The organism is Streptosporangium canum, assembly GCF_900113865.1.
Classification (GTDB): domain Bacteria; phylum Actinomycetota; class Actinomycetes; order Streptosporangiales; family Streptosporangiaceae; genus Streptosporangium; species Streptosporangium canum.
The window spans coordinates 30,310-47,986 of sequence record NZ_FOQY01000018.1; the positions used below are offsets into that span (position 1 = coordinate 30,310).

The window sequence follows — 17,677 nt, forward strand, 5'->3', positions numbered from 1 at the left end:
CGGGTTACCCAAGAGGGGTGATCAGCGAACGTCGCGACACTGTCGTGCTGTCGGATCGATGACGACCGGCGTCCCGGAAAATTCTTCAAAGAAATCCGGGAGGCGGTGTCGGATCGGGGCGGTGGTGTTCGTAGCAGGGGTGAGGCCGCCCGCGAGGGGGGCGGCGCCAAGGCAAAGGAACCGCGATCATGAAGCTGACGACCATGACTCAGGTCACCATCGATGGAGTGGTGCAGGGAAACGGCGCCGCGTCGGATGACCGCAGGAACGGATTCGAGCGCGGCGGATGGGCCCTGGGGAAGGGCGACGACGAGACCAGGGCGTTCATCGCGCAGACCTACCAGCGCGCGGAGGCGTTCCTGTTCGGCCGGCGCACCTACGAGCTGTTCGCCGGCTCCTGGGGATCAATCGACCAGATGCGCGCACATCCCATCGGCGTGGCCTTGAACGAGGCCCCCAAGTACGTTGCCTCGACCACGCTCACCGCGCCGGACTGGGAGGACACGACCGTTCTCCGCGGTGACCTCGCGGCGGCCATCAGTGACCTGAAGGCCAAGCCCGGCGGTGAGCTGCAGGTGCACGGCAGTGGCGCCCTCATCCGGTGGCTGCTGGAGAACGATCTGGTCGACGAGATGACTCTGATCGTGATCCCGGTGATCGTCGGCCAGGGCGCGAGACTGTTCCCGGAGTCCGGTCCGGATCTTGCGCTCGAGCTGGTCGAGTCGCGGGTCGACTCGAAGGGGGTGACGATCCAGGTCTACCGGCCGGCCGGGCGCCCGCGGTATGCAGCGGCTTGAAGTCCCTGACCAGCGAACTACGCTGTCTTGACACCAGAGGAGATGATCTTCAGATGCGGTACCTGGTTTCCGTGATCGATGACAAGAGCAATCCCGGCAGCACGGACAGGCGGCCTGCCATCAGCGCGTTCAACGAACGACTGATCGCCGAGGGCTACTGGGTCTTCTCGGGCGGACTCGCGGACACCGACGCGGCCACGGTCATCGACAACCGGGGCGAGCAGGCGGTGTTCAGCGACGGGCCTTTCGTGGAGTCGAAGGAGTACCTCGCCGGCGTCTGGGTGTGGGAGGCCCCCGATCTGGATGTGGCGCTCAAGCTCGCCGCCGAGGCGTCGAAGGTCTGCGATCGGAAGGTCGAGGTGCGGCCGTTCCGGTGAGCGACGCCGAGGATGTGATCACCCGGGCCCACCACGAGGAGTGGGCGCGGGTGGTCGCCGCCCTGACCAGGCGTTTCGGTGACCTCGACATCGCCGAGGAGGCGGCCGCCGAGGCGTTCGCGACCGCCGTCGAGCGGTGGCCGGCCGACGGCGTACCCCCCAACCCCGGCGCCTGGCTGACCACCACCGCCAACCGCAAGGCCATCGACCGGATCCGGCGCGAGAACAAGCGCGACGACAAGCACAAGGAGGCTCAGATGGTGTACGACAACGACCCGCCCGAGCCTGTCGGCGCCGTCGACGACGACCGGCTCCGGCTGATCTTCACCTGCTGTCACCCGGCGCTGGCGATGGAAGCGCGCCTGGCGTTGACCCTGCGCATGGTCGGCGGTCTGACCGTGCCCGAGATCGCCCGCGCCTTCCTGGTGGCCGAGACCGCCATGGAGCGGCGCATCACCCGCGCGAAAGCCAAGATCAAGGCGGCCCGCATCCCCTATCGGGTACCAGCCGTGGAGGATCTGCCGGCACGCGTGTCTGGCGTACTCGCCGTGCTGTACCTGGTGTTCAACGAAGGCTACCTGGCGACCGGCCCCGCCACCGATCCCCTACGTCACGGCTTGACCGCCGAGGCGATCCGGCTCACCCGCCTGATCCGTGCCCTCATGCCGGGCGACGGAGAGGTGGCCGGGCTGCTGGCGCTGATGCTCCTCACCGAGGCCCGCCGCACCGCCCGGATCTCGGCCGGCGGCGAACTGGTCGCGCTCGACGAGCAGGACCGTGGGGCCTGGGACACAGGCCTGATCGCCGAGGGCCACCGGCTGGTGCGCGAGCGCCTCGCCGCTGCCGCCGCCGGGGCGGCTCCGGGCCGCTACCAGATCCTCGCCGCGATCAACGCCGTGCACACCTCCGCCCGCGACATCCGTGACACCGACTGGTCGCAGGTCCTCGCCCTCTACGACCAGCTCGTCCGCCTCGACCCCTCGCCGATCATCGCCCTCAACCGGGCCATCGCGGTCGCCGAACTCGACGGCCCGCGGGTGGCATTGGCGGCCGTCGACCGCCTTGAGGACAAGCTGGCCGGCTATCACGCCTACCACGCCACCCGCGCCGACCTGCTGCGCCGGCAGGGCCACAGCCAGCAGTCACGCGCGGCCTACGACAAAGCCATCGAACTGGCGGGCAACACCGCCGAGACCGCCTACCTGACCCGCCGCCGCGACCAACTGCGGTAGCGCCCGCAGATCCCGATCAAACCCCGCGCACAGCGGCGGCCGACCCGGGCACCCTCGGCCACTCGGCCAGCACGTCCTCATCCGCTCGGATCGCCTGTCGTCTGTCGCCCGATGGCCGGAGGGGGCGTGGAGACGCGGCAGCGCCGGCCGCGGGAGGCGGGCCGGCGCTGCCGGGGAGGGGTCAGCTCTTCGAGCTGGAGCGCTTGAAGATCTTGTTGCCGAGCCAGACCAGCGGGTCGTACTTGCGGTCGACCACACGTTCCTTCATCGGGATCAACGCGTTGTCGGTGATCTTGATGTGTTCGGGGCAGACCTCGGTGCAGCACTTGGTGATGTTGCAGTAGCCCAGGCCGTGCTCCTCCTGGGCGGAGTCCTTGCGGTCGGCCACGTCGTAGGGGTGCATGTCCAGTTCGGCGATCCGCATGAGGAAGCGCGGGCCGGCGAAGCCGGGCTTGTTCTCCTCATGGTCACGGATCACGTGGCAGACGTTGTTGCACATGAAGCACTCGATGCACTTGCGGAACTCCTGGGACCGCTCGACGTCGATCTGCTGCATGCGGTACTCGCCGGGCTTCACGTCCGACGGCGGGGTGAAGGAGGGGATCTCCCGGGCCTTCTGGTAGTTGAACGACACGTCCGTGACCAGGTCCTTGATCACCGGGAACGTCCGCATGGGCGTCACGGTGATCGTCTCGTCCTCCGTGAAGGTGGACATCCGGGTCATGCAGCCGAGCTTGGGCCTGCCGTTGATCTCCATGGAACAGGAGCCGCACTTGCCGGCCTTGCAGTTCCAGCGGACCGCGAGGTCGGGAGCCTGCGTGGCCTGGAGCCTGTGGATGATGTCGAGGACGACCTCGCCCTCGTTCACCTCGACGGTGAAGTCCTCAAGCTTGCCCTCGCCGCCCTCGCCCCGCCACACGCGGAACTTCGCCTTGTAACTCATGGCTACTCCTTGACCAACGCGTCGAAGTCGGCCAGCTCATCCTCGGTGATGTACTTCTTCAGCTCGTCCCGGTCGAACAGCTTGATCAGGTCCTCGCGCATGGAGGGCTGGACCTTCTCCTCGACGGTCACGCTTGAGCCGTCCGGGGAGAGGCCGCAGCGCAGGAGCTTGCGGCGCCACTCGGACGACATGCCCGGGAAGTCGTCACGGGTGTGACCGCCGCGGCTCTCCTGGCGGAGCAGGGCCGCCTTGGCCACGCACTCGGAGACCAGGAGCATGTTGCGCAGGTCGAGGGAGAGGTGCCAGCCGGGGTTGTAGATCCGGCTGCCGACCGCGCCGACCCCCCGGGCCCGCTCCTTGAGCTTGCCCACCGCCTCCAGGGCCTCTGTGACCTCCTCGGCCTTGCGGATGATGCCGACCAGCTCGTTCATCGTCCGCTGCAGCTCGTGGTGGACCTCGTAGGGGTTCTCGCCGGCGCGCTCCAGCGGGGCGAGCGCCTCCGCCTTCGCGGCGTCCACCGAATCCGGGGAGATCTTCGGGCGGGCCGCGAGCCCGTCCACGTACGAGGCCGCTCCGGCGCCCGCGCGGCGGCCGAACACCAGCAGGTCCGACAGCGAGTTGCCGCCCAGCCGGTTGGAGCCGTGCATGCCGCCGGAGACCTCGCCGGCCGCGAACAGGCCGGGGACGTCCGCCGCGCCGGTGTCGGCGTCCACCTCGACGCCGCCCATGATGTAGTGGCAGGTCGGGCCGACCTGCATGGGCTCCTTGGTGATGTCGACGTCGGCCAGCTCCTTGAACTGGTGGTGCATCGACGGCAGCCGCCTGACGATCTCGGTGGCCGGCAGCCGGCTGGAGACGTCCAGGTAGACGCCGCCCTGCGGGGATCCGCGGCCGGCCTTCACCTCGGAGTTGATGGCCCGCGCCACCTCGTCACGGGGGAGCAGCTCCGGGGGACGGCGGTTGTTGGCCTGGTCGGTGTACCAGCGGTCGCCCTCCTCCTCGGTGGTGGCGTACTTGTCCTTGAACACCTCGGGGATGTAGTCGAACATGAAGCGCTTGCCGTCGGAGTTCTTCAGCACCCCGCCGTCACCGCGGACGGACTCGGTGACGAGGATGCCGCGGACCGACGGCGGCCAGACCATCCCGGTGGGATGGAACTGGATGAACTCCATGTTGATCAGCTTCGCCCCGGCCAGCAGCGCCAGCGCGTGGCCGTCCCCGGTGTACTCCCAGGAGTTGGAGGTCACCACGTAGGACTTGCCGATGCCGCCGGTGGCCAGCACGACCGCGGGGGCGTCGAACAGGATGAGCTTGCCGTTCTCCCGCCAGTAGCCGAAGGCGCCGGAGATCGCGTCCCCGTCCTTGAGCAGGCGGGTCACCGTACACTCCTGGAAGACCTTGATGTAGGCCTCGGCGTCGCCGTGCAGCTTCTCGTCCTCCTGCTGGAGCGCGACCACGCGCTGCTGCAGGGTGCGGATCAGCTCCAGGCCGGTACGGTCGCCGACGTGGGCGAGCCGGGGATACTCGTGCCCGCCGAAGTTGCGCTGGCTGATCTTGCCGTCCTTGGTGCGGTCGAACAGCGCACCCCACGCCTCCAGCTCCCAGACCCGGTCCGGGGCCTCCTTGGCGTGCAGCTCGGCCATCCGCCAGTTGTTGAGGAACTTGCCGCCGCGCATGGTGTCGCGGAAGTGCACCATCCAGTTGTCGGCACTGTTGACGTTGCCCATGGCCGCGGCCGCGCCGCCCTCGGCCATGACCGTGTGTGCCTTGCCGAACAGCGACTTGCAGACGATCGCCGTCCGCTTGCCCTGCTGACGGGCTTCGATGGCCGCCCGCAGTCCTGCTCCGCCGGCGCCGATGACGACGACGTCGTATTCGTGACGCTCGATTTCCACAGCTGATCCTTATGCGAACGGGAAGTTGATGATGCCCTTGGCGACCAGCCGGACGTAGAGGTCGGCGCCCATCACCGAGAACATCGAGATCAGCGCCAGCTCCTGGTGCTTGGCGTTGAGCTTGGAGACGAAGCCCCACGCCTTGTAGCGGACGGGGTGCTTGGAGAAGTGGTTCAGTCGCCCGGCCGTGATATGACGGCAGGAGTGGCACGACAGCGTGTACAGGTTGATCAGTACGGCGTTGACGATGAGGATCCAGGTCCCGAGTCCCGTCGGGTTGCCGATGAGGGCCTTCACCGCGTCGATGGCGAGGACCAGGCCGACCACGATCGCCGCGTAGAAGAAGTAGCGGTGGACGTTCTGCAGGATCAGCGGGAAGCGGGACTCACCGGTGTACTTGCTGTGCGGCTCGTTCACCCCGCACGCCGGGGGCGACAGCCAGAAGCCCCGGTAGTAGGCCTTGCGGTAGTAGTAGCAGGTGAAGCGGAAGCCGGCGGGCAGGCCCAGGATGAGCAGGCCCGGCGGCAGGGTGTACCAGTCGCCGAAAGGCGCGAAGCCGAACAGGCGCGACTCCGGCGGGCAGCTGGTCGCCAGGCACGGGGACGCGAACGGAGCGTGATACGGGGACACGAAGTAGGACGTGTCGAAGATCGCCCACGTGGCGTAGACGAGGAACGCTGTGAAGATGATGAAGGTGATCAGTGGATAGCGCCACCACTGGTCGGTACGCAGGGTGCGCTCCTTGATCTGCGCACGCTGTCTTCTGGCCGGGCTGTCGGCCGTTGTCTGGGTCATCGGTGACCTCTCCACCTCCCACGGACCCCGCTGGCCAAGGGTCCGGGTCGTTTCAGTTGTGCCGCGCGCTGGGCCATGGTCGCGCCGGCTCACACGTGCGCGCGCATATTGGTGGGGGATACGTTACGACGGAGCCCGGGGGTTATGTGAGAAGGGTCACTCACATTTTCACTGACTGGCTGTGATTCCTGTCACGTTAGTCAGGCAGAGGTCATCGACCTGCCACGATCTGAGGGCTGAGCGGGTCTCCAGGGAGATTCCCGGTCAGCCCGGCCTGGGGCGGCGCGAGCCCCCCCGGCTCAGTAGTGCTGGTCGGAGTTGGGCAGCTTGACGACGGTGACGAAGAAGTCGTCGATCCGCCGGACCACGCTGATGAACTGGTCGAAGTCCACCGGCTTGGAGACGTAGGCGTTGGCGTGCAGGTGGTAGCTGCGCAGGATGTCCTCCTCGGACTCCGAGGTCGTCAGCACGACCACGGGGATGCCGCGGAGCCGCTCGTCGCCCTTGATGTCCTGGAGCACCTCCCTGCCGTCCTTGCGGGGCAGATTGAGGTCCAGCAGGATCAGGTCCGGCCGGGGCACGTCGGCGTACTCGCCCTCCTTACGGAGGAAGGCCATGGCCTGCTCGCCGTCGTTGACGACGTGCAGCTTGTTCCTGACCTTGTTCATCTCGAACGCCTCCCGCGTCAGCAGGACGTCGCCCGGGTCGTCCTCGACCAGGAGCACGTCGATCCAGCGCAGGTCATTCATCCGTATCTCCAGAGGGAAGGGTCCAGCGGAAGGTCGTGCCGGGTCTGTCGGGCTCCTCGCCGTCCACCCAGATCCGGCCGCCGTGGTATTCGACGATCTTCTTGCACAGCGCCAGCCCGATGCCGGTGCCCGCGTAGACGTCGCGTCCGTGCAGGCGCTGGAAGATCAGGAAGATCCTGTCAGTGTATTTGCTCTCGATGCCTATCCCGTTGTCGGCGCAGGAGAACTCCCACATGTCCCCGTCGCGCCGGACCCCGATGTGGATCCGGGGCGGCTCCTGCGAGCGGAACTTGATCGCGTTGCCGAGGAGGTTCTGGAAGAGCTGGGTGAGCTGGGCCCGGTTGCCCTGCACGGTGGGCAGGTCGTCGGAGCTGATCGTGGCCCCGGCGTCCTCGATCGTCACGGCGAGGTTGTTCAGCGCGGCCTGCAGGGACAGGCCCGTGTCGATCGCGGTCCGCTCGCCGCCGACCCTGCCGACCCGGGAGAAGTCGAGCAGGTCGTTGATCAGCAGCTGCATGCGCTTGGCGCCGTCCACGGCGAAGGCGATGTACTGCTTGGCCCGGTCGTCGAGCTGGTCGCCGTAGCGCTGGTCGAGCATCTGGGTGAAGCTGGCCACCTTGCGCAGCGGCTCCTGCAGGTCGTGGCTGGCCACGTAGGCGAACTGCTCCAGCTCGCCGTTGGAGCGGCGCAGCTCCGCCGTCTGCTCCTCCAGCTTGCTCTGCGCCTCCGAGGCCCGCCGCCACTCGGTGAGGATGCGGCGCCGCATGGCGTCCACGTGGCTGGAGAGCTCGGCCAGCTCGGAGGGGCGCTCGACCTTGAGCTTGTGCTCGAAGTCTCCCTGGGCGACCGCGCGGACCTGGCCGTTGAGCTCCGCCATCGGACGCAGTACGGCGTGCCGGACGATGAGCACGGAACCGATCCCGGCCAGGACCAGCACGCCGGCCACCCCGCCGAGTGCGAGGTAGAGGGCCTGCCAGCCCTTCTCCAGCCGGACGCCGCCCTCCATGTGCAGCCGGTTCAGGTGGTCCTGGAGCGCGGTGAGCGACTGGCGGATCTCGGTGAAGCGGGCGGCGTTGACGGGCGCGTTCTGCCGGTTGGAGGCCTCGGTCCTCATGGTCGGCACCGAGGCGATGAGCGGCTCCGCGTAGTCGCGCCGCCAGGCCTCTCCGGCCGCCTTCAGCCGGGCGACCTCGGCGGCGACCGTCCGCCTCTCCGGCATCCGGGACATCAGCCCGTCGATCGAGGCCAGCGCGCCGGCCTCGGCGACGACCGCCCCGCGGTAGTCCTGGAGGGACGTCTCCTCGTTGGTCCTGCCGTACGCCCGGACCGAGCTCTCCTGCGAGGTCAGCGCGTTGGAGATCTCCAGGGCGCGCAGCGCCGCGGGGTCGACGACGTCCACCACGGCCACCCTGGCCTCGCGGGTCTCCTCGATCGAGATGACGGTGAAGGCGCCGGCGACGGTGAACACCATCAGAATGAACACCCCCGCCAGCAGGAACCACTGCCCGACGCGGAGCTTCCCGAAGCCCGTCGCCGGGGTGGCGGCGGGCAGGGGGCGCAGGCCGTGGCCGGTGTTCACCGCTCCTCGCCGCGCGAGATGAGCACGGCCGCGAGGTCGTCGCTGAGCGCGTCCTGGTTCAGCTCGATCACCCGGTCGATGAGCCGGTCGAGGTGGATCCCGTCCTGCTCGTGGACCAGGCGGAGCAGGCCCTCGGTCCCGAGCAGGTCGGGGCCGCCGCCGACGGTGGCCTCGATCAGGCCGTCGGTGTAGAGCAGCAGGGACCAGTCGGCGCCCAGCGGCACCTCGATCTCCGTCCAGTCGACACCCTGGAAGATCCCGAGCGGCGGCCCCGAGGGGGTGCCCGGGACCACGCCGATCACGCCGTCGCGGATCAGCAGGGGCGGTGGATGGCCGACCACGTGCATGCGCGCGGTGCCGAGCGTGGGGTCGATCGTGACGATGCACAGCGTCGTGAAGATCTCCGCGGACTTGCGTTCGAGGCGGAGCACCGAGTCGAGGGTGCGCAGCAGCTCGTTGCCGGTGTGCCCGGCCAGGACCAGGGTCCGCCAGGCGATCCGCAGCGCGACGCCCAGCGCGGCCTCGTCCGGGCCGTGCCCGCACACGTCGCCGACCACCACGTGCACGGCGCCGTCGGGGCTCTGCACGGTGTCCCAGAAGTCGCCGGCGAGCAGGGCCCGGCGGCGGCCGGGCAGGTAGCGGGCCTGGTGCTCCAGGAGCCCGGGCTCCAGCAGCGGCACCGGCAGCAGCCCGCGTTCGAGTCGGGAGTTCTCCTTGGTGAGCAGCTCGACCTCGACCAGCCGGCGCTGGGCCAGGTCGGCGCGCTTGCGCTCCATCGCGTAGCGGATCGCCCGCGCCAGCAGCCGGGCCTCCACGTCCTGCTTGACCAGGAAGTCCTGGGCGCCCGCGGCCACGGCCTCCGCGCCCACGTGGGTGTCGTTCAGCCCGGTCAGCACGAGCACGGCGGCGTGCGGCGCCATGGAGAGCACCTGCTCCAGCGCTTCGAGGCCGGTCGCGTCGGGCAGCGAGAGGTCCACGAGCACGCACTGCACGTCCTGTGTCAGCTGTACTCGGCTCTCCGCCAGGCTGCGCACCCAGATGATCTTCGGTGGGTCGTCCGACTCGCCGAGCAACTCCTCCACGAGGAAGGCATCGCCCGCGTCGTCCTCGATGAGAAGGATCGTGAGCGTGTCATGGGGAGGGGCGGTCACTGACGCCTCTTTGCGAGATCGGGGGGACACCTATTAACGCTATGCAGAATAGTGTGACACCAGGACTTATAGGACAGTGCCCAGCTTCATGTCCTCGGCCGGTCCGTGGGCCGTGTCCCGCAGTCGTGCGGCAGGGCTCGCGTCCGCTCCGAGACGCTGCTCCACAGTGGGGGGACAGCGAAGTGCGTGCGGAGGATCTCAATGATGTCCCCATCGATGAGGGTGGATATTCCGGGTGAGCCGAGTGCGCGCACCATCGCATACAGCACATCGGCATGAGGCTGCCGCAGTAGAGCCTGCGCCTGGCCATGCGCCCGCTGGTGCTCGCCTCGTGTGAGGGATCTCGCGTACCCGCGGAGCATGTCCTGGCAGCGCTGGAAGCCGTCCTGGCGCGCTCGCTCCAACTGCCAGCGGTCCAGCCGGAAGGTTCTGATGGTCGCCTTCCCCTTGGGCGTCCTGGCCCGGTAGCGCCCGGTGCCAAGGAGGAGCTGGAGGTGATCATGGGGATCTTCGACGGAAGGGTCGATGAGCAGACACTCTCCGGTCAGCGGGTCACATGGATACTCGGCACGCTTGGCGTTGCTGTTGCAGTAGTCACAGGCCAGAAAGTGGTTCAGCCAGTCGAAGGCGCGCAGCGGAGCCAACTTGATCGGTTCGAAGTGGTCGATCGCCGTGCCGAGGCTGTCTCCGCAGTACATGCACCGCTCTATCCCGGCCGCCATGGGTTGCAGCCGAGCGCGCAGGGCCGACCGGTCGTCGGTCGCGTTCTTCCAGCGCCGGCGGGCGGTGGCCGCGTTCGCGGAGCGGGAACGGAGATGGTCGGTCTGGTCACGGAGCCTGCCGGCTAACTCCGCTGAAAGGGAAGGACGTACCAGCGGGATCACGGATCGGATCCGAGGGTCTGTGACACCTCTCGCACTCGGGTGGCCGGAGAGCTCGCCAGCTCTTCGCTGAGTCGCCTGTAGGCATCGACATCCGCGGGCGTCGCGGTCCCGTCGAGCACCTTGATCTCCAGATCGCCGAGATCCTCGCGAAGCTCGTCCGAGCGCGGAGAGTACGGGGAGTCCACACCGAACAGTTCGGTCACGACGGCATCGTCGCCACTGCCGTACACGATGCGGCGGTGGAGTTCCTCGTCCACGACGCTCGGAGGGGACTGTTCGTCCGGGCCGGGCAGGCGAATGAGGCCACCGGCGCTCGCACTCTGGCAGACGTAGGGGCTGTGGGTGGTGACGATGAACTGGATCATCGGGAAGTGTGTTTTCAGCCACTCGCCGATCTTCTGCTGCCAGCTCACATGGAGGTGTGCGTCCACCTCGTCGATCAGCACGACACCTGGGTAGGGAATGGTCGGGCGCCCGTCTCGGCTCTCGACAGCGAGCATTCCGTAAGCCGTGTGCATCTGCCGCATGATGTCGAGCACGAGGGCGGTGACCGCTCGATATCCGTCGCTCATGTCACGGAGCGGTCTTCGCGTGCCGTCACGTTGAACCCAGAGGCCGTCGGAATCCAGACGCACGATTTTGAATCCGTCGGGCAGGAGACCGTCTCCGAGCAGGGCGAGGACGGATTCGAGAAGCTCCTTCGCCCCTGGGCGACCTTCCAACTGGAAAAGGTGGCGTTCGACAAGCCAGCTGACACTCTCGAACAGAGTCGCGTCCTCGTCGAAGAGTGTCCTTGTCGCCTGATAACTCGATCTGAGCTCGGAGCCGCCGCGTCCCATCTCGGCGGCCGACAGCCTGCGGAAGGGGCCGTACCCGGAGAGGAACCAGCCGCTCTGCGTCTTTCGCAGCCAGAGACCGTCGATGCGAGGGTCATCTCCCCGCCAAAGGCCGAGACCATCGGATGTCCAGCGAAGGGCAGCCGGCAGTAGGGCGTCCGACCCCGGGATGCCGAACGGATCGTCGGCATGATCGAATTTTAGGTCGTAGCGGAATTCGCAGCGAACACCCGCCGTTGCGGAATCGGGTGGTGAACCAGTCCAGCGATCGAGATCCACGCCGACGCGCGGGCCCGCAGCGGTCAGTGCGATGGCCTGCAGAATGGTGCTCTTACCCGAGCCGTTACGGCCCGCCAGCACGGTCCAGCCGGCGTATGAGCCGTCGGGCCGGGTGAAATCGAGGTCGACCTCTCGCGGACCGGAGAAGCCACGTACGCCGGAGATCTTTAGATTCGCGACGTACACGTCATGCCATCCTCTCGCTCGTGTGCGTGAGCCGGGTCGCCGTGCGCTCAACTCTAGGCGTGGGGGCGCGCCGGTGTCCTGGTCAACCCTCGACGATCAGCTCCAGGCCTTCGGGAAGGCTACCGTCGTGGGCGGCCTCGGCGAGGAAGAACAGCAGGGTGTCGTGGAAGGCCTGGGCGGCGCGGGTGGGTTCGACGTCCTTGCGGTGCGCGATGGCGATGGTGCGCTGCAGCCCCGGGGGGGCCAGCGGCGTCCCGGTCAGGCCGGGACGGCCGTCCAGCACCATCGAGGGGACCAGCGCGATCCCCAGCCCGGCCTCCACGAAGCGGAGAACGGCGTCCATCTCGCCCCCCTCCACCGACAGCCTGGGCTCGAACCCGGCCTGGCGGCAGGCGCCGAGCGTGGCCTCCCGCAGGTCGTAGCCGCGCCGGAACATCACCATCGGCTGCCCGCGCAGCTCCTCTATCCGCAGGTATGGCCTGCGCGCCTGCGAGTCGGTGGGGGAGACGACGACCAGGTTCTCCCGCAGGACCTCCTCGGTGACCAGGGCGGGGTCGTCGCTCTGCAGCGGCATGATGATCAAAGCGAGGTCGAGCTGGCCGCGTGCCAGGGTGCGGACCAGGTCGCGGGAGCCGCCCTCCTCCACGAGCAGCTCGATGCCGGGGTAGGCGCGGTGGAACCTGGCCAGGGCGTCGGCCATCAGCCCGGCGCAGAGCGAGGGCGTGGCGCCCAGGCGGACCCGGCCGCGGCGCAGCCCGGCCAGCTCGCCGACCTCGCGCCGCGCGGTCTCGGCGTCGGCCAGCATCCGGCGCGCCAGCGGCAGCAGGGCCTCCCCGGCGGCGGTGAGGGTGACGTTCCCCCGGGCGCGGCTCAACAGCGGCGCGCCGAGCTCGGCCTCCAGGGCCTTGATCTGCTTGCTGAGCGACGGCTGGGCGACGCGCATCCGCTCGGCGGCCTGAGTGAAGTGCCGGGCCTCGGCGACCGCCACGAAGTAGGCGAGTTGCTGGAGCTGCACGTTTCCCTAGCGTACGGATGCGCCGGTGGCGCATCCGGGGCGGCCCCCGCCATCGGAGATGATGTGAGATTGCTCGCACCGGCCTGCGGGGCCCGAGGATGAAGCCGCCCGGACGCAGAGATAATAGCCGGAGGCTATGGAAACGACATCCACGATGACTTGGACGGCGGGAAACCGCCTTACCTAGCGTCACGTCTGTGACTGCCACGATTGAGCGCGGATCCGCCACCGCGCGGGTCAACTCCCCCGCGGACGCCGCCGCGAAGACCGCCAAACCCCGGAGGCCCGGCGGACTGCTGGGCTCCTCCAACGGTAAGAAGGCTGTGATGGCCGTCACGGGCGCCATCCTGGTGCTCTTCCTCATCGGCCACATGGCCGGGAACCTCAAGAGCTTCTTCGGCGCCGAGTCCTTCAACGCCTACGCCGAGTTCCTGCGGACCATGGGCGAGCCGATCCTCCCGCGGCGCGTCCTGCTGACCGTCGTCGAGGTCGTGCTGGCCGCGGCCGTCGGGCTGCACATGTGGTCGGCGATCTCCCTGGCCCGCCGGGCGCACAAGGCCCGCCCGGTCAAGTACGCGGCCAAGCGCAAGTCCCAGGCGGGCGGCTACGCCGTGCACACCATGCGGTACGGCGGTGTGATCATCGTCCTGTTCGTCATCTGGCACCTGCTGGACCTGACGTTCGGCGCGGTCAACCCGGCCGGCTGGGACGGCACGCCGTACGAGCGGCTGGTGCAGGGCTTCGACCCGTCGCGCTGGTGGGTCACGGTCTTCTACGTGGTCGCCGTCATCATGGTCGGCCTGCACCTGCGGCACGGCCTGTGGAGCGCCTTCCAGACGCTCGGCCTGGCCGGTGGCCGCAGCTACCGCCCGCTCAAGGGCGTCGCCGCCGCGATCTCCGTGGTGCTGGTCCTCGGCTTCCTCGCCGTTCCCGTCGCCGTCATGGCCGGGGCGATCAAGTGAGCGGATCCGACGCAGTGAGCGCGGCGGCAGGCGCCGCGCGGCAGGCCTTCCGCGTAGTGAATGAGGAGCGGTGAGCGGACGATGACCACGAAGTACACCGAAGGCGAGCCGATCCGCGACACCAAGGCTCCGGCGGGTCCGATCGAGGACCGCTGGGAGAAGCGGAAGTTCAACGCCAAGCTGGTCAACCCGGCCAACAAGCGCAAGCTCAACGTCATCGTCATCGGCACCGGCCTCGCGGGCGGCTCGGCCGCCGCGACCCTCGGCGAGCTGGGCTACAACGTCAAGTCGTTCTGCTACCAGGACACGCCCCGGCGCGCGCACTCCATCGCGGCCCAGGGCGGCATCAACGCCGCCAAGAACTACCGCGGTGACGGTGACTCGACCTACCGGCTGTTCTACGACACCGTCAAGGGCGGCGACTTCCGCGCCCGCGAGTCGAACGTCTACCGGCTCGCCCAGGTCAGCGTGAACATCATCGACCAGGCCGTGGCCCAGGGCGTGCCGTTCGCCCGCGAGTACGGCGGCCTGCTCGACACCCGCTCCTTCGGCGGCGCGCAGGTCTCCCGGACCTTCTACGCCCGCGGTCAGACGGGCCAGCAGCTGCTGCTCGGCGCCTACCAGGCGCTGGAGCGGCAGATCGCGGCCGGGACCGTGGAGATGCACACCCGCCACGAGATGCTCGACCTGATCGTCTCCGACGGCCGGGCGCGCGGCGTCATCGTCCGCGACATGGTCACCGGCGAGATCGAGCGGCACGTCGCCGACGCGGTCGTGCTGGCCAGCGGCGGCTACGGCAACGTGTTCTTCCTGTCCACCAACGCCAAGGGCTGCAACACCACGGCGATCTGGCGGGCGCACCGGCGCGGCGCGATGTTCGCCAACCCCTGCTACACCCAGATCCACCCGACCTGCATCCCGGTCAGCGGCGAGTACCAGTCCAAGCTGACCCTGATGTCGGAGTCGCTGCGCAACGACGGCCGCGTGTGGGTGCCGGTCAAGGCGGGCGACGACCGGCCTGTCTCGCAGATCCCCGAGGACGAGCGCGACTACTACCTGGAGCGCATCTACCCGGCGTTCGGCAACCTGGTCCCGCGTGACATCGCCTCCCGCGCCGCCAAGAACGTCTGCGACGAGGGCCGCGGCGTCGGCCCCGGCGGTCTGGGCGTCTACCTCGACTTCGCCGACGCGATCCGCCGCCTGGGCCGCGACGCGGTGGAGAAGAAGTACGGCAACCTCTTCGAGATGTACGAGCGCATCACCGGCGAGGACCCCTACACCCAGCCGATGCGCATCTACCCCGCCGTGCACTACACGATGGGCGGGCTGTGGGTGGACTACGACCTGCAGTCCACGATCCCCGGCCTGTTCGTGATCGGCGAGGCCAACTTCTCCGACCACGGCGCCAACCGCCTCGGCGCGTCCGCGCTGATGCAGGGCCTGGCCGACGGCTACTTCGTGCTGCCGACCACGATCGGCGACTACCTCGCCAACGGCCCCTACGGGGAGGTCGACGAGGAGGCAGTGGCCGAGGCCGAGATCGCGGTCCGTGAGAAGATCAACAAGCTGCTGTCGAACAACGGCGACCGCACCGCCGACTCCTACCACCGCGAGCTGGGCAAGATCATGTGGGAGTACTGCGGCATGGAGCGCACCGAGGAGTCGCTGCGCAAGGCGCTGGAGCGGATTCCGGAGCTCCGCGAGGAGTTCTGGAAGAACGTGAAGGTGTCCGGCGAGGCCGACGAGCTCAACCAGGCGCTGGAGCGGGCCGGCCGGGTGGGCGACTTCTTCGACCTGGCCGAGCTCATGTGCATCGACGCGCTGCACCGCACCGAGTCGTGCGGCGGCCACTTCCGCGCCGAGTCGCAGGACGCCGATGGCGAGGCCCTGCGCGACGACGACAACTTCGCCTACGTCGCGGCCTGGGAGTACGGCGAGCAGGGCCCGGTCCTGCACAAGGAAGACCTCGACTACGAGTACGTCAAGATGAGCCAGCGGAGCTACAAGTGAGTGCACCCGACGTAGTGAGCGGAGTGGAAAGCGCCGCGAAGCAAGCTTTCCGCGCAGCGAATGAGGAGCGGTAAGCGAACCATGGGTATGAATCTCACACTCAAGGTCTGGCGCCAGAAGGGCCCCGAGGACAAGGGCCGGATGGTCACCTACCGCGTCGAGGACGTGTCTCCTGACATGTCCTTCCTGGAGATGCTCGACGTGCTCAACGAGCGTCTCATCCTGGAGGGCGACGACCCGGTCGCCTTCGACCACGACTGCCGCGAGGGCATCTGCGGCATGTGCGGCATGGTCATCAACGGCGTCGCGCACGGAGAGCAGGTGGCCACCACCACCTGCCAGCTCCACATGCGGCACTTCGAGGACAACGCGGTCATCACCGTCGAGCCGTGGCGCGCGGCGCCCTTCCCGGTGGTGAAGGACCTGGTCGTGGACCGCTCGGCGTTCGACCGGATCATCCAGGCGGGTGGCTTCATCTCCGTCCCGGCCGGCTCCGCCCCCGACGCGCACAGCGTTCCGGTCAAGAAGGTCGACGCCGACGCGGCGTTCGACGCGGCCACCTGCATCGGCTGCGGCGCGTGCGTCGCCGCCTGCCCGAACGGCTCGGCCTCCCTCTTCACCGCCGCCAAGATCACTCACCTCAGCCTTCTCCCGCAGGGCCAGCCCGAGCGTGACTCCCGCGCCAAGGCCATGGTCGAGCAGATGGACGCCGAGGGCTTCGGCGGCTGCACCAACACCGGCGAGTGCACCGCGGTCTGCCCCAAGGGCATCCCGCTGGACACCATCGCCCAGATGAACCGCGACTACCTCAAGGCCTCCAAGTAGGTCCCCGGTAGTCCCGCACGGGCGCTGTCCGCCCCGGTGCCCGGCCACAGCGGCCGGACCCGGGGCGGACGCGTCTGCCGGGACCTCACCGGCCGGGGCTGTGCCTGAGGAGCGTTCGCGGCGTTCCGAAGGATCCGGTGGACGGTGTCCTATCCGGGCGTCCGCCGCGTGCCGAGTTCACGGACGACCTCCTGGCGCAGCGCCGCGGAGTCGATCCCCGCGTCGGCGAGGACGCGTGAGCCCAGCCCCTGCCCCTCGCGGAGCAGCCCCAGCAGGATGTGGCCGTCGCCGATGTAGCCGTGCTTGAGGGCGAGGGCCTCCCGCAGGGAGAGTTCCAGCGCCTTCTTCGCCCGGGGGGAGAAGGGGACGTGCCTCCCGCTGAGCAGCCCGCCCCGGTGGTCGCGTTGCGGCGGCCGGTCCAGGGCGCCGGGGCCGAAGGCCGCCTCGACCCTGTCCCTGATGGCGGACAGGTCGATGCCGATCGTCTCCAGCGCCTCCGCGTCGAGCGCGTCCTTCGGCGCACGCGGGATGAGGGCCGTCACAGCCCGGCAGGCCCGGTCGTGGTCCAGCCCGTGCCGCCCGAGGATCTCGGCCGAGTCGCTCTCCGGCTGGTCGAGCAGGCCCAGCAGGAGGTGTTCGGTGCCGATGAGGTGATGGTTCAGCCGGCGGGCGTTCGCCTGGGCGAGTTTCACCGTCTGCCGGGCCTCATCTGTGAACCGTTCGAACATGGTTACCTCTCCCGTCTCAGCAGACCTCGGCCGCCCGCGTACTTCTTGTGCACCGCCTGCCGGGTGACTTCCAGGCAGTGCGCGATCTCCTGCCAGGACCAGCCCTGATCCCTGGCGTTCTCCACCTGAAGGGCCTCCAGCCGATCGACGAGCATCCGCAACGCCCGCACGGCCCGCAGGCCGACGGCCGGATCGCGGCTGCCGGCGTCGGAGGCCAGCTGTGCCGTATCGCTCATGTCTGTCAATTTAGGTTGACATCATGCGCTTGTCAACTCTTATTGACGGTTCCGCCGGTCGGGGGCCCGATCGGCGGTCCCGCCGGTCAGAAAATGGTTTGCTGGTGAGGCGGGAGTTTGTCAGCCTGGGGAGGCTATGCGCTCCCTACCTGTTGCCGACCCCGGCATTCCTGACGCCCGCAGTCCGATCCGATACCT

The 17,677-nt window shown here is 68.6% G+C and carries 17 protein-coding genes; 6 read left to right on the plus strand and 11 right to left on the minus strand.

All coding sequences use genetic code 11. From position 1 onward, the window contains the following. Nucleotides 1-188 precede the first annotated feature (188 nt). The 3 genes from BM085_RS24655 to BM085_RS24665 are packed head-to-tail and all read left to right on the plus strand — an operon-like array spanning nucleotide 189 to nucleotide 2,406. Nucleotides 189-797 (plus strand): dihydrofolate reductase family protein, encoded by a 609-nt coding sequence (locus BM085_RS24655; RefSeq protein ID WP_093889298.1) that lies wholly within the window; start codon nucleotides 189-191, stop codon nucleotides 795-797. A gap of 53 nt (nucleotides 798-850) precedes the next feature. Then, a complete protein-coding gene (locus BM085_RS24660) occupies nucleotides 851-1,174 on the plus strand; it encodes a YciI family protein (RefSeq protein WP_093889299.1) in 324 nt (107 codons plus the stop codon). Further along, nucleotides 1,171-2,406 (plus strand): RNA polymerase sigma factor, encoded by a 1,236-nt coding sequence (locus BM085_RS24665; RefSeq protein ID WP_093889300.1) that lies wholly within the window; start codon nucleotides 1,171-1,173, stop codon nucleotides 2,404-2,406. The genes BM085_RS24660 and BM085_RS24665 overlap by 4 nt, the downstream gene beginning before the upstream one ends. A gap of 181 nt (nucleotides 2,407-2,587) precedes the next feature. Here the strand turns inward: BM085_RS24665 and BM085_RS24670 are convergent, their stop codons facing one another. The 9 genes from BM085_RS24670 to BM085_RS24710 form a co-directional block, all read right to left on the minus strand. Then, complete coding sequence (locus tag BM085_RS24670) at nucleotides 2,588-3,349, minus strand: succinate dehydrogenase/fumarate reductase iron-sulfur subunit (RefSeq protein ID WP_093889301.1); 762 nt, start codon at nucleotides 3,347-3,349, stop codon at nucleotides 2,588-2,590. A 2-nt stretch (nucleotides 3,350-3,351) separates the two neighbouring features. Continuing rightward, nucleotides 3,352-5,244, minus strand: coding sequence for a fumarate reductase/succinate dehydrogenase flavoprotein subunit (locus BM085_RS24675; RefSeq protein WP_093889302.1), 1,893 nt, complete (start codon nucleotides 5,242-5,244; stop codon nucleotides 3,352-3,354). A gap of 9 nt (nucleotides 5,245-5,253) precedes the next feature. Beyond that, nucleotides 5,254-6,039, minus strand: a complete 786-nt coding sequence (locus BM085_RS24680) for a hypothetical protein (protein WP_086576564.1) — start codon at nucleotides 6,037-6,039, stop codon at nucleotides 5,254-5,256. Between the two features lie 299 nt (nucleotides 6,040-6,338). Next, nucleotides 6,339-6,788: a response regulator gene (locus BM085_RS24685; protein WP_093889303.1), complete on the minus strand. Its 450-nt coding sequence runs from the start codon at nucleotides 6,786-6,788 to the stop codon at nucleotides 6,339-6,341. After that, on the minus strand, nucleotides 6,781-8,367 hold the full coding sequence (locus BM085_RS24690; RefSeq protein WP_093889304.1) for a sensor histidine kinase: 1,587 nt from the start codon (nucleotides 8,365-8,367) through the stop codon (nucleotides 6,781-6,783). The genes BM085_RS24685 and BM085_RS24690 overlap by 8 nt, the downstream gene beginning before the upstream one ends. Next, the gene (locus BM085_RS24695) at nucleotides 8,364-9,518 is read right to left on the minus strand and encodes a PP2C family protein-serine/threonine phosphatase (RefSeq protein ID WP_245789652.1); all 1,155 of its coding nucleotides are present in this window, start codon (nucleotides 9,516-9,518) and stop codon (nucleotides 8,364-8,366) included. Before BM085_RS24695 ends, BM085_RS24690 begins: the two co-directional genes overlap by 4 nt. A gap of 86 nt (nucleotides 9,519-9,604) precedes the next feature. Next, a complete protein-coding gene (locus BM085_RS24700) occupies nucleotides 9,605-10,402 on the minus strand; it encodes an HNH endonuclease family protein (RefSeq protein ID WP_177245251.1) in 798 nt (265 codons plus the stop codon). Next, nucleotides 10,399-11,703, minus strand: coding sequence for an AAA family ATPase (locus BM085_RS24705; RefSeq protein ID WP_093889306.1), 1,305 nt, complete (start codon nucleotides 11,701-11,703; stop codon nucleotides 10,399-10,401). The genes BM085_RS24700 and BM085_RS24705 overlap by 4 nt, the downstream gene beginning before the upstream one ends. An 82-nt stretch (nucleotides 11,704-11,785) precedes the next feature. Then, nucleotides 11,786-12,718 carry a LysR family transcriptional regulator gene (locus tag BM085_RS24710; RefSeq protein ID WP_093889307.1) on the minus strand — a complete coding sequence of 311 codons (933 nt, stop codon included), beginning with the start codon at nucleotides 12,716-12,718 and terminating at the stop codon, nucleotides 11,786-11,788. 197 nt (nucleotides 12,719-12,915) lie between these two features. Between BM085_RS24710 and BM085_RS24715 the strand changes: the two genes are divergently transcribed. From BM085_RS24715 to BM085_RS24725, 3 genes are all read left to right on the plus strand, one after another. Then, nucleotides 12,916-13,680 carry a succinate dehydrogenase cytochrome b subunit gene (locus BM085_RS24715; protein WP_093889308.1) on the plus strand — a complete coding sequence of 255 codons (765 nt, stop codon included), beginning with the start codon at nucleotides 12,916-12,918 and terminating at the stop codon, nucleotides 13,678-13,680. A gap of 81 nt (nucleotides 13,681-13,761) precedes the next feature. Next, nucleotides 13,762-15,690 (plus strand): fumarate reductase/succinate dehydrogenase flavoprotein subunit, encoded by a 1,929-nt coding sequence (locus BM085_RS24720; protein WP_093889309.1) that lies wholly within the window; start codon nucleotides 13,762-13,764, stop codon nucleotides 15,688-15,690. 87 nt (nucleotides 15,691-15,777) lie between these two features. Continuing rightward, on the plus strand, nucleotides 15,778-16,515 hold the full coding sequence (locus tag BM085_RS24725) for a succinate dehydrogenase/fumarate reductase iron-sulfur subunit (RefSeq protein ID WP_093889310.1): 738 nt from the start codon (nucleotides 15,778-15,780) through the stop codon (nucleotides 16,513-16,515). Between the two features lie 149 nt (nucleotides 16,516-16,664). Here BM085_RS24725 and BM085_RS24730 read toward each other — a convergent pair whose 3' ends face one another. Both BM085_RS24730 and BM085_RS24735 read right to left on the minus strand, forming a co-directional pair. After that, the gene (locus BM085_RS24730; RefSeq protein ID WP_093889311.1) at nucleotides 16,665-17,243 is read right to left on the minus strand and encodes a Clp protease N-terminal domain-containing protein; all 579 of its coding nucleotides are present in this window, start codon (nucleotides 17,241-17,243) and stop codon (nucleotides 16,665-16,667) included. Nucleotides 17,244-17,245: 2 nt separating this feature from the next. Beyond that, nucleotides 17,246-17,479 carry a hypothetical protein gene (locus tag BM085_RS24735; protein ID WP_031166637.1) on the minus strand — a complete coding sequence of 78 codons (234 nt, stop codon included), beginning with the start codon at nucleotides 17,477-17,479 and terminating at the stop codon, nucleotides 17,246-17,248. Between the last annotated feature and the right edge of the window lie 198 nt (nucleotides 17,480-17,677).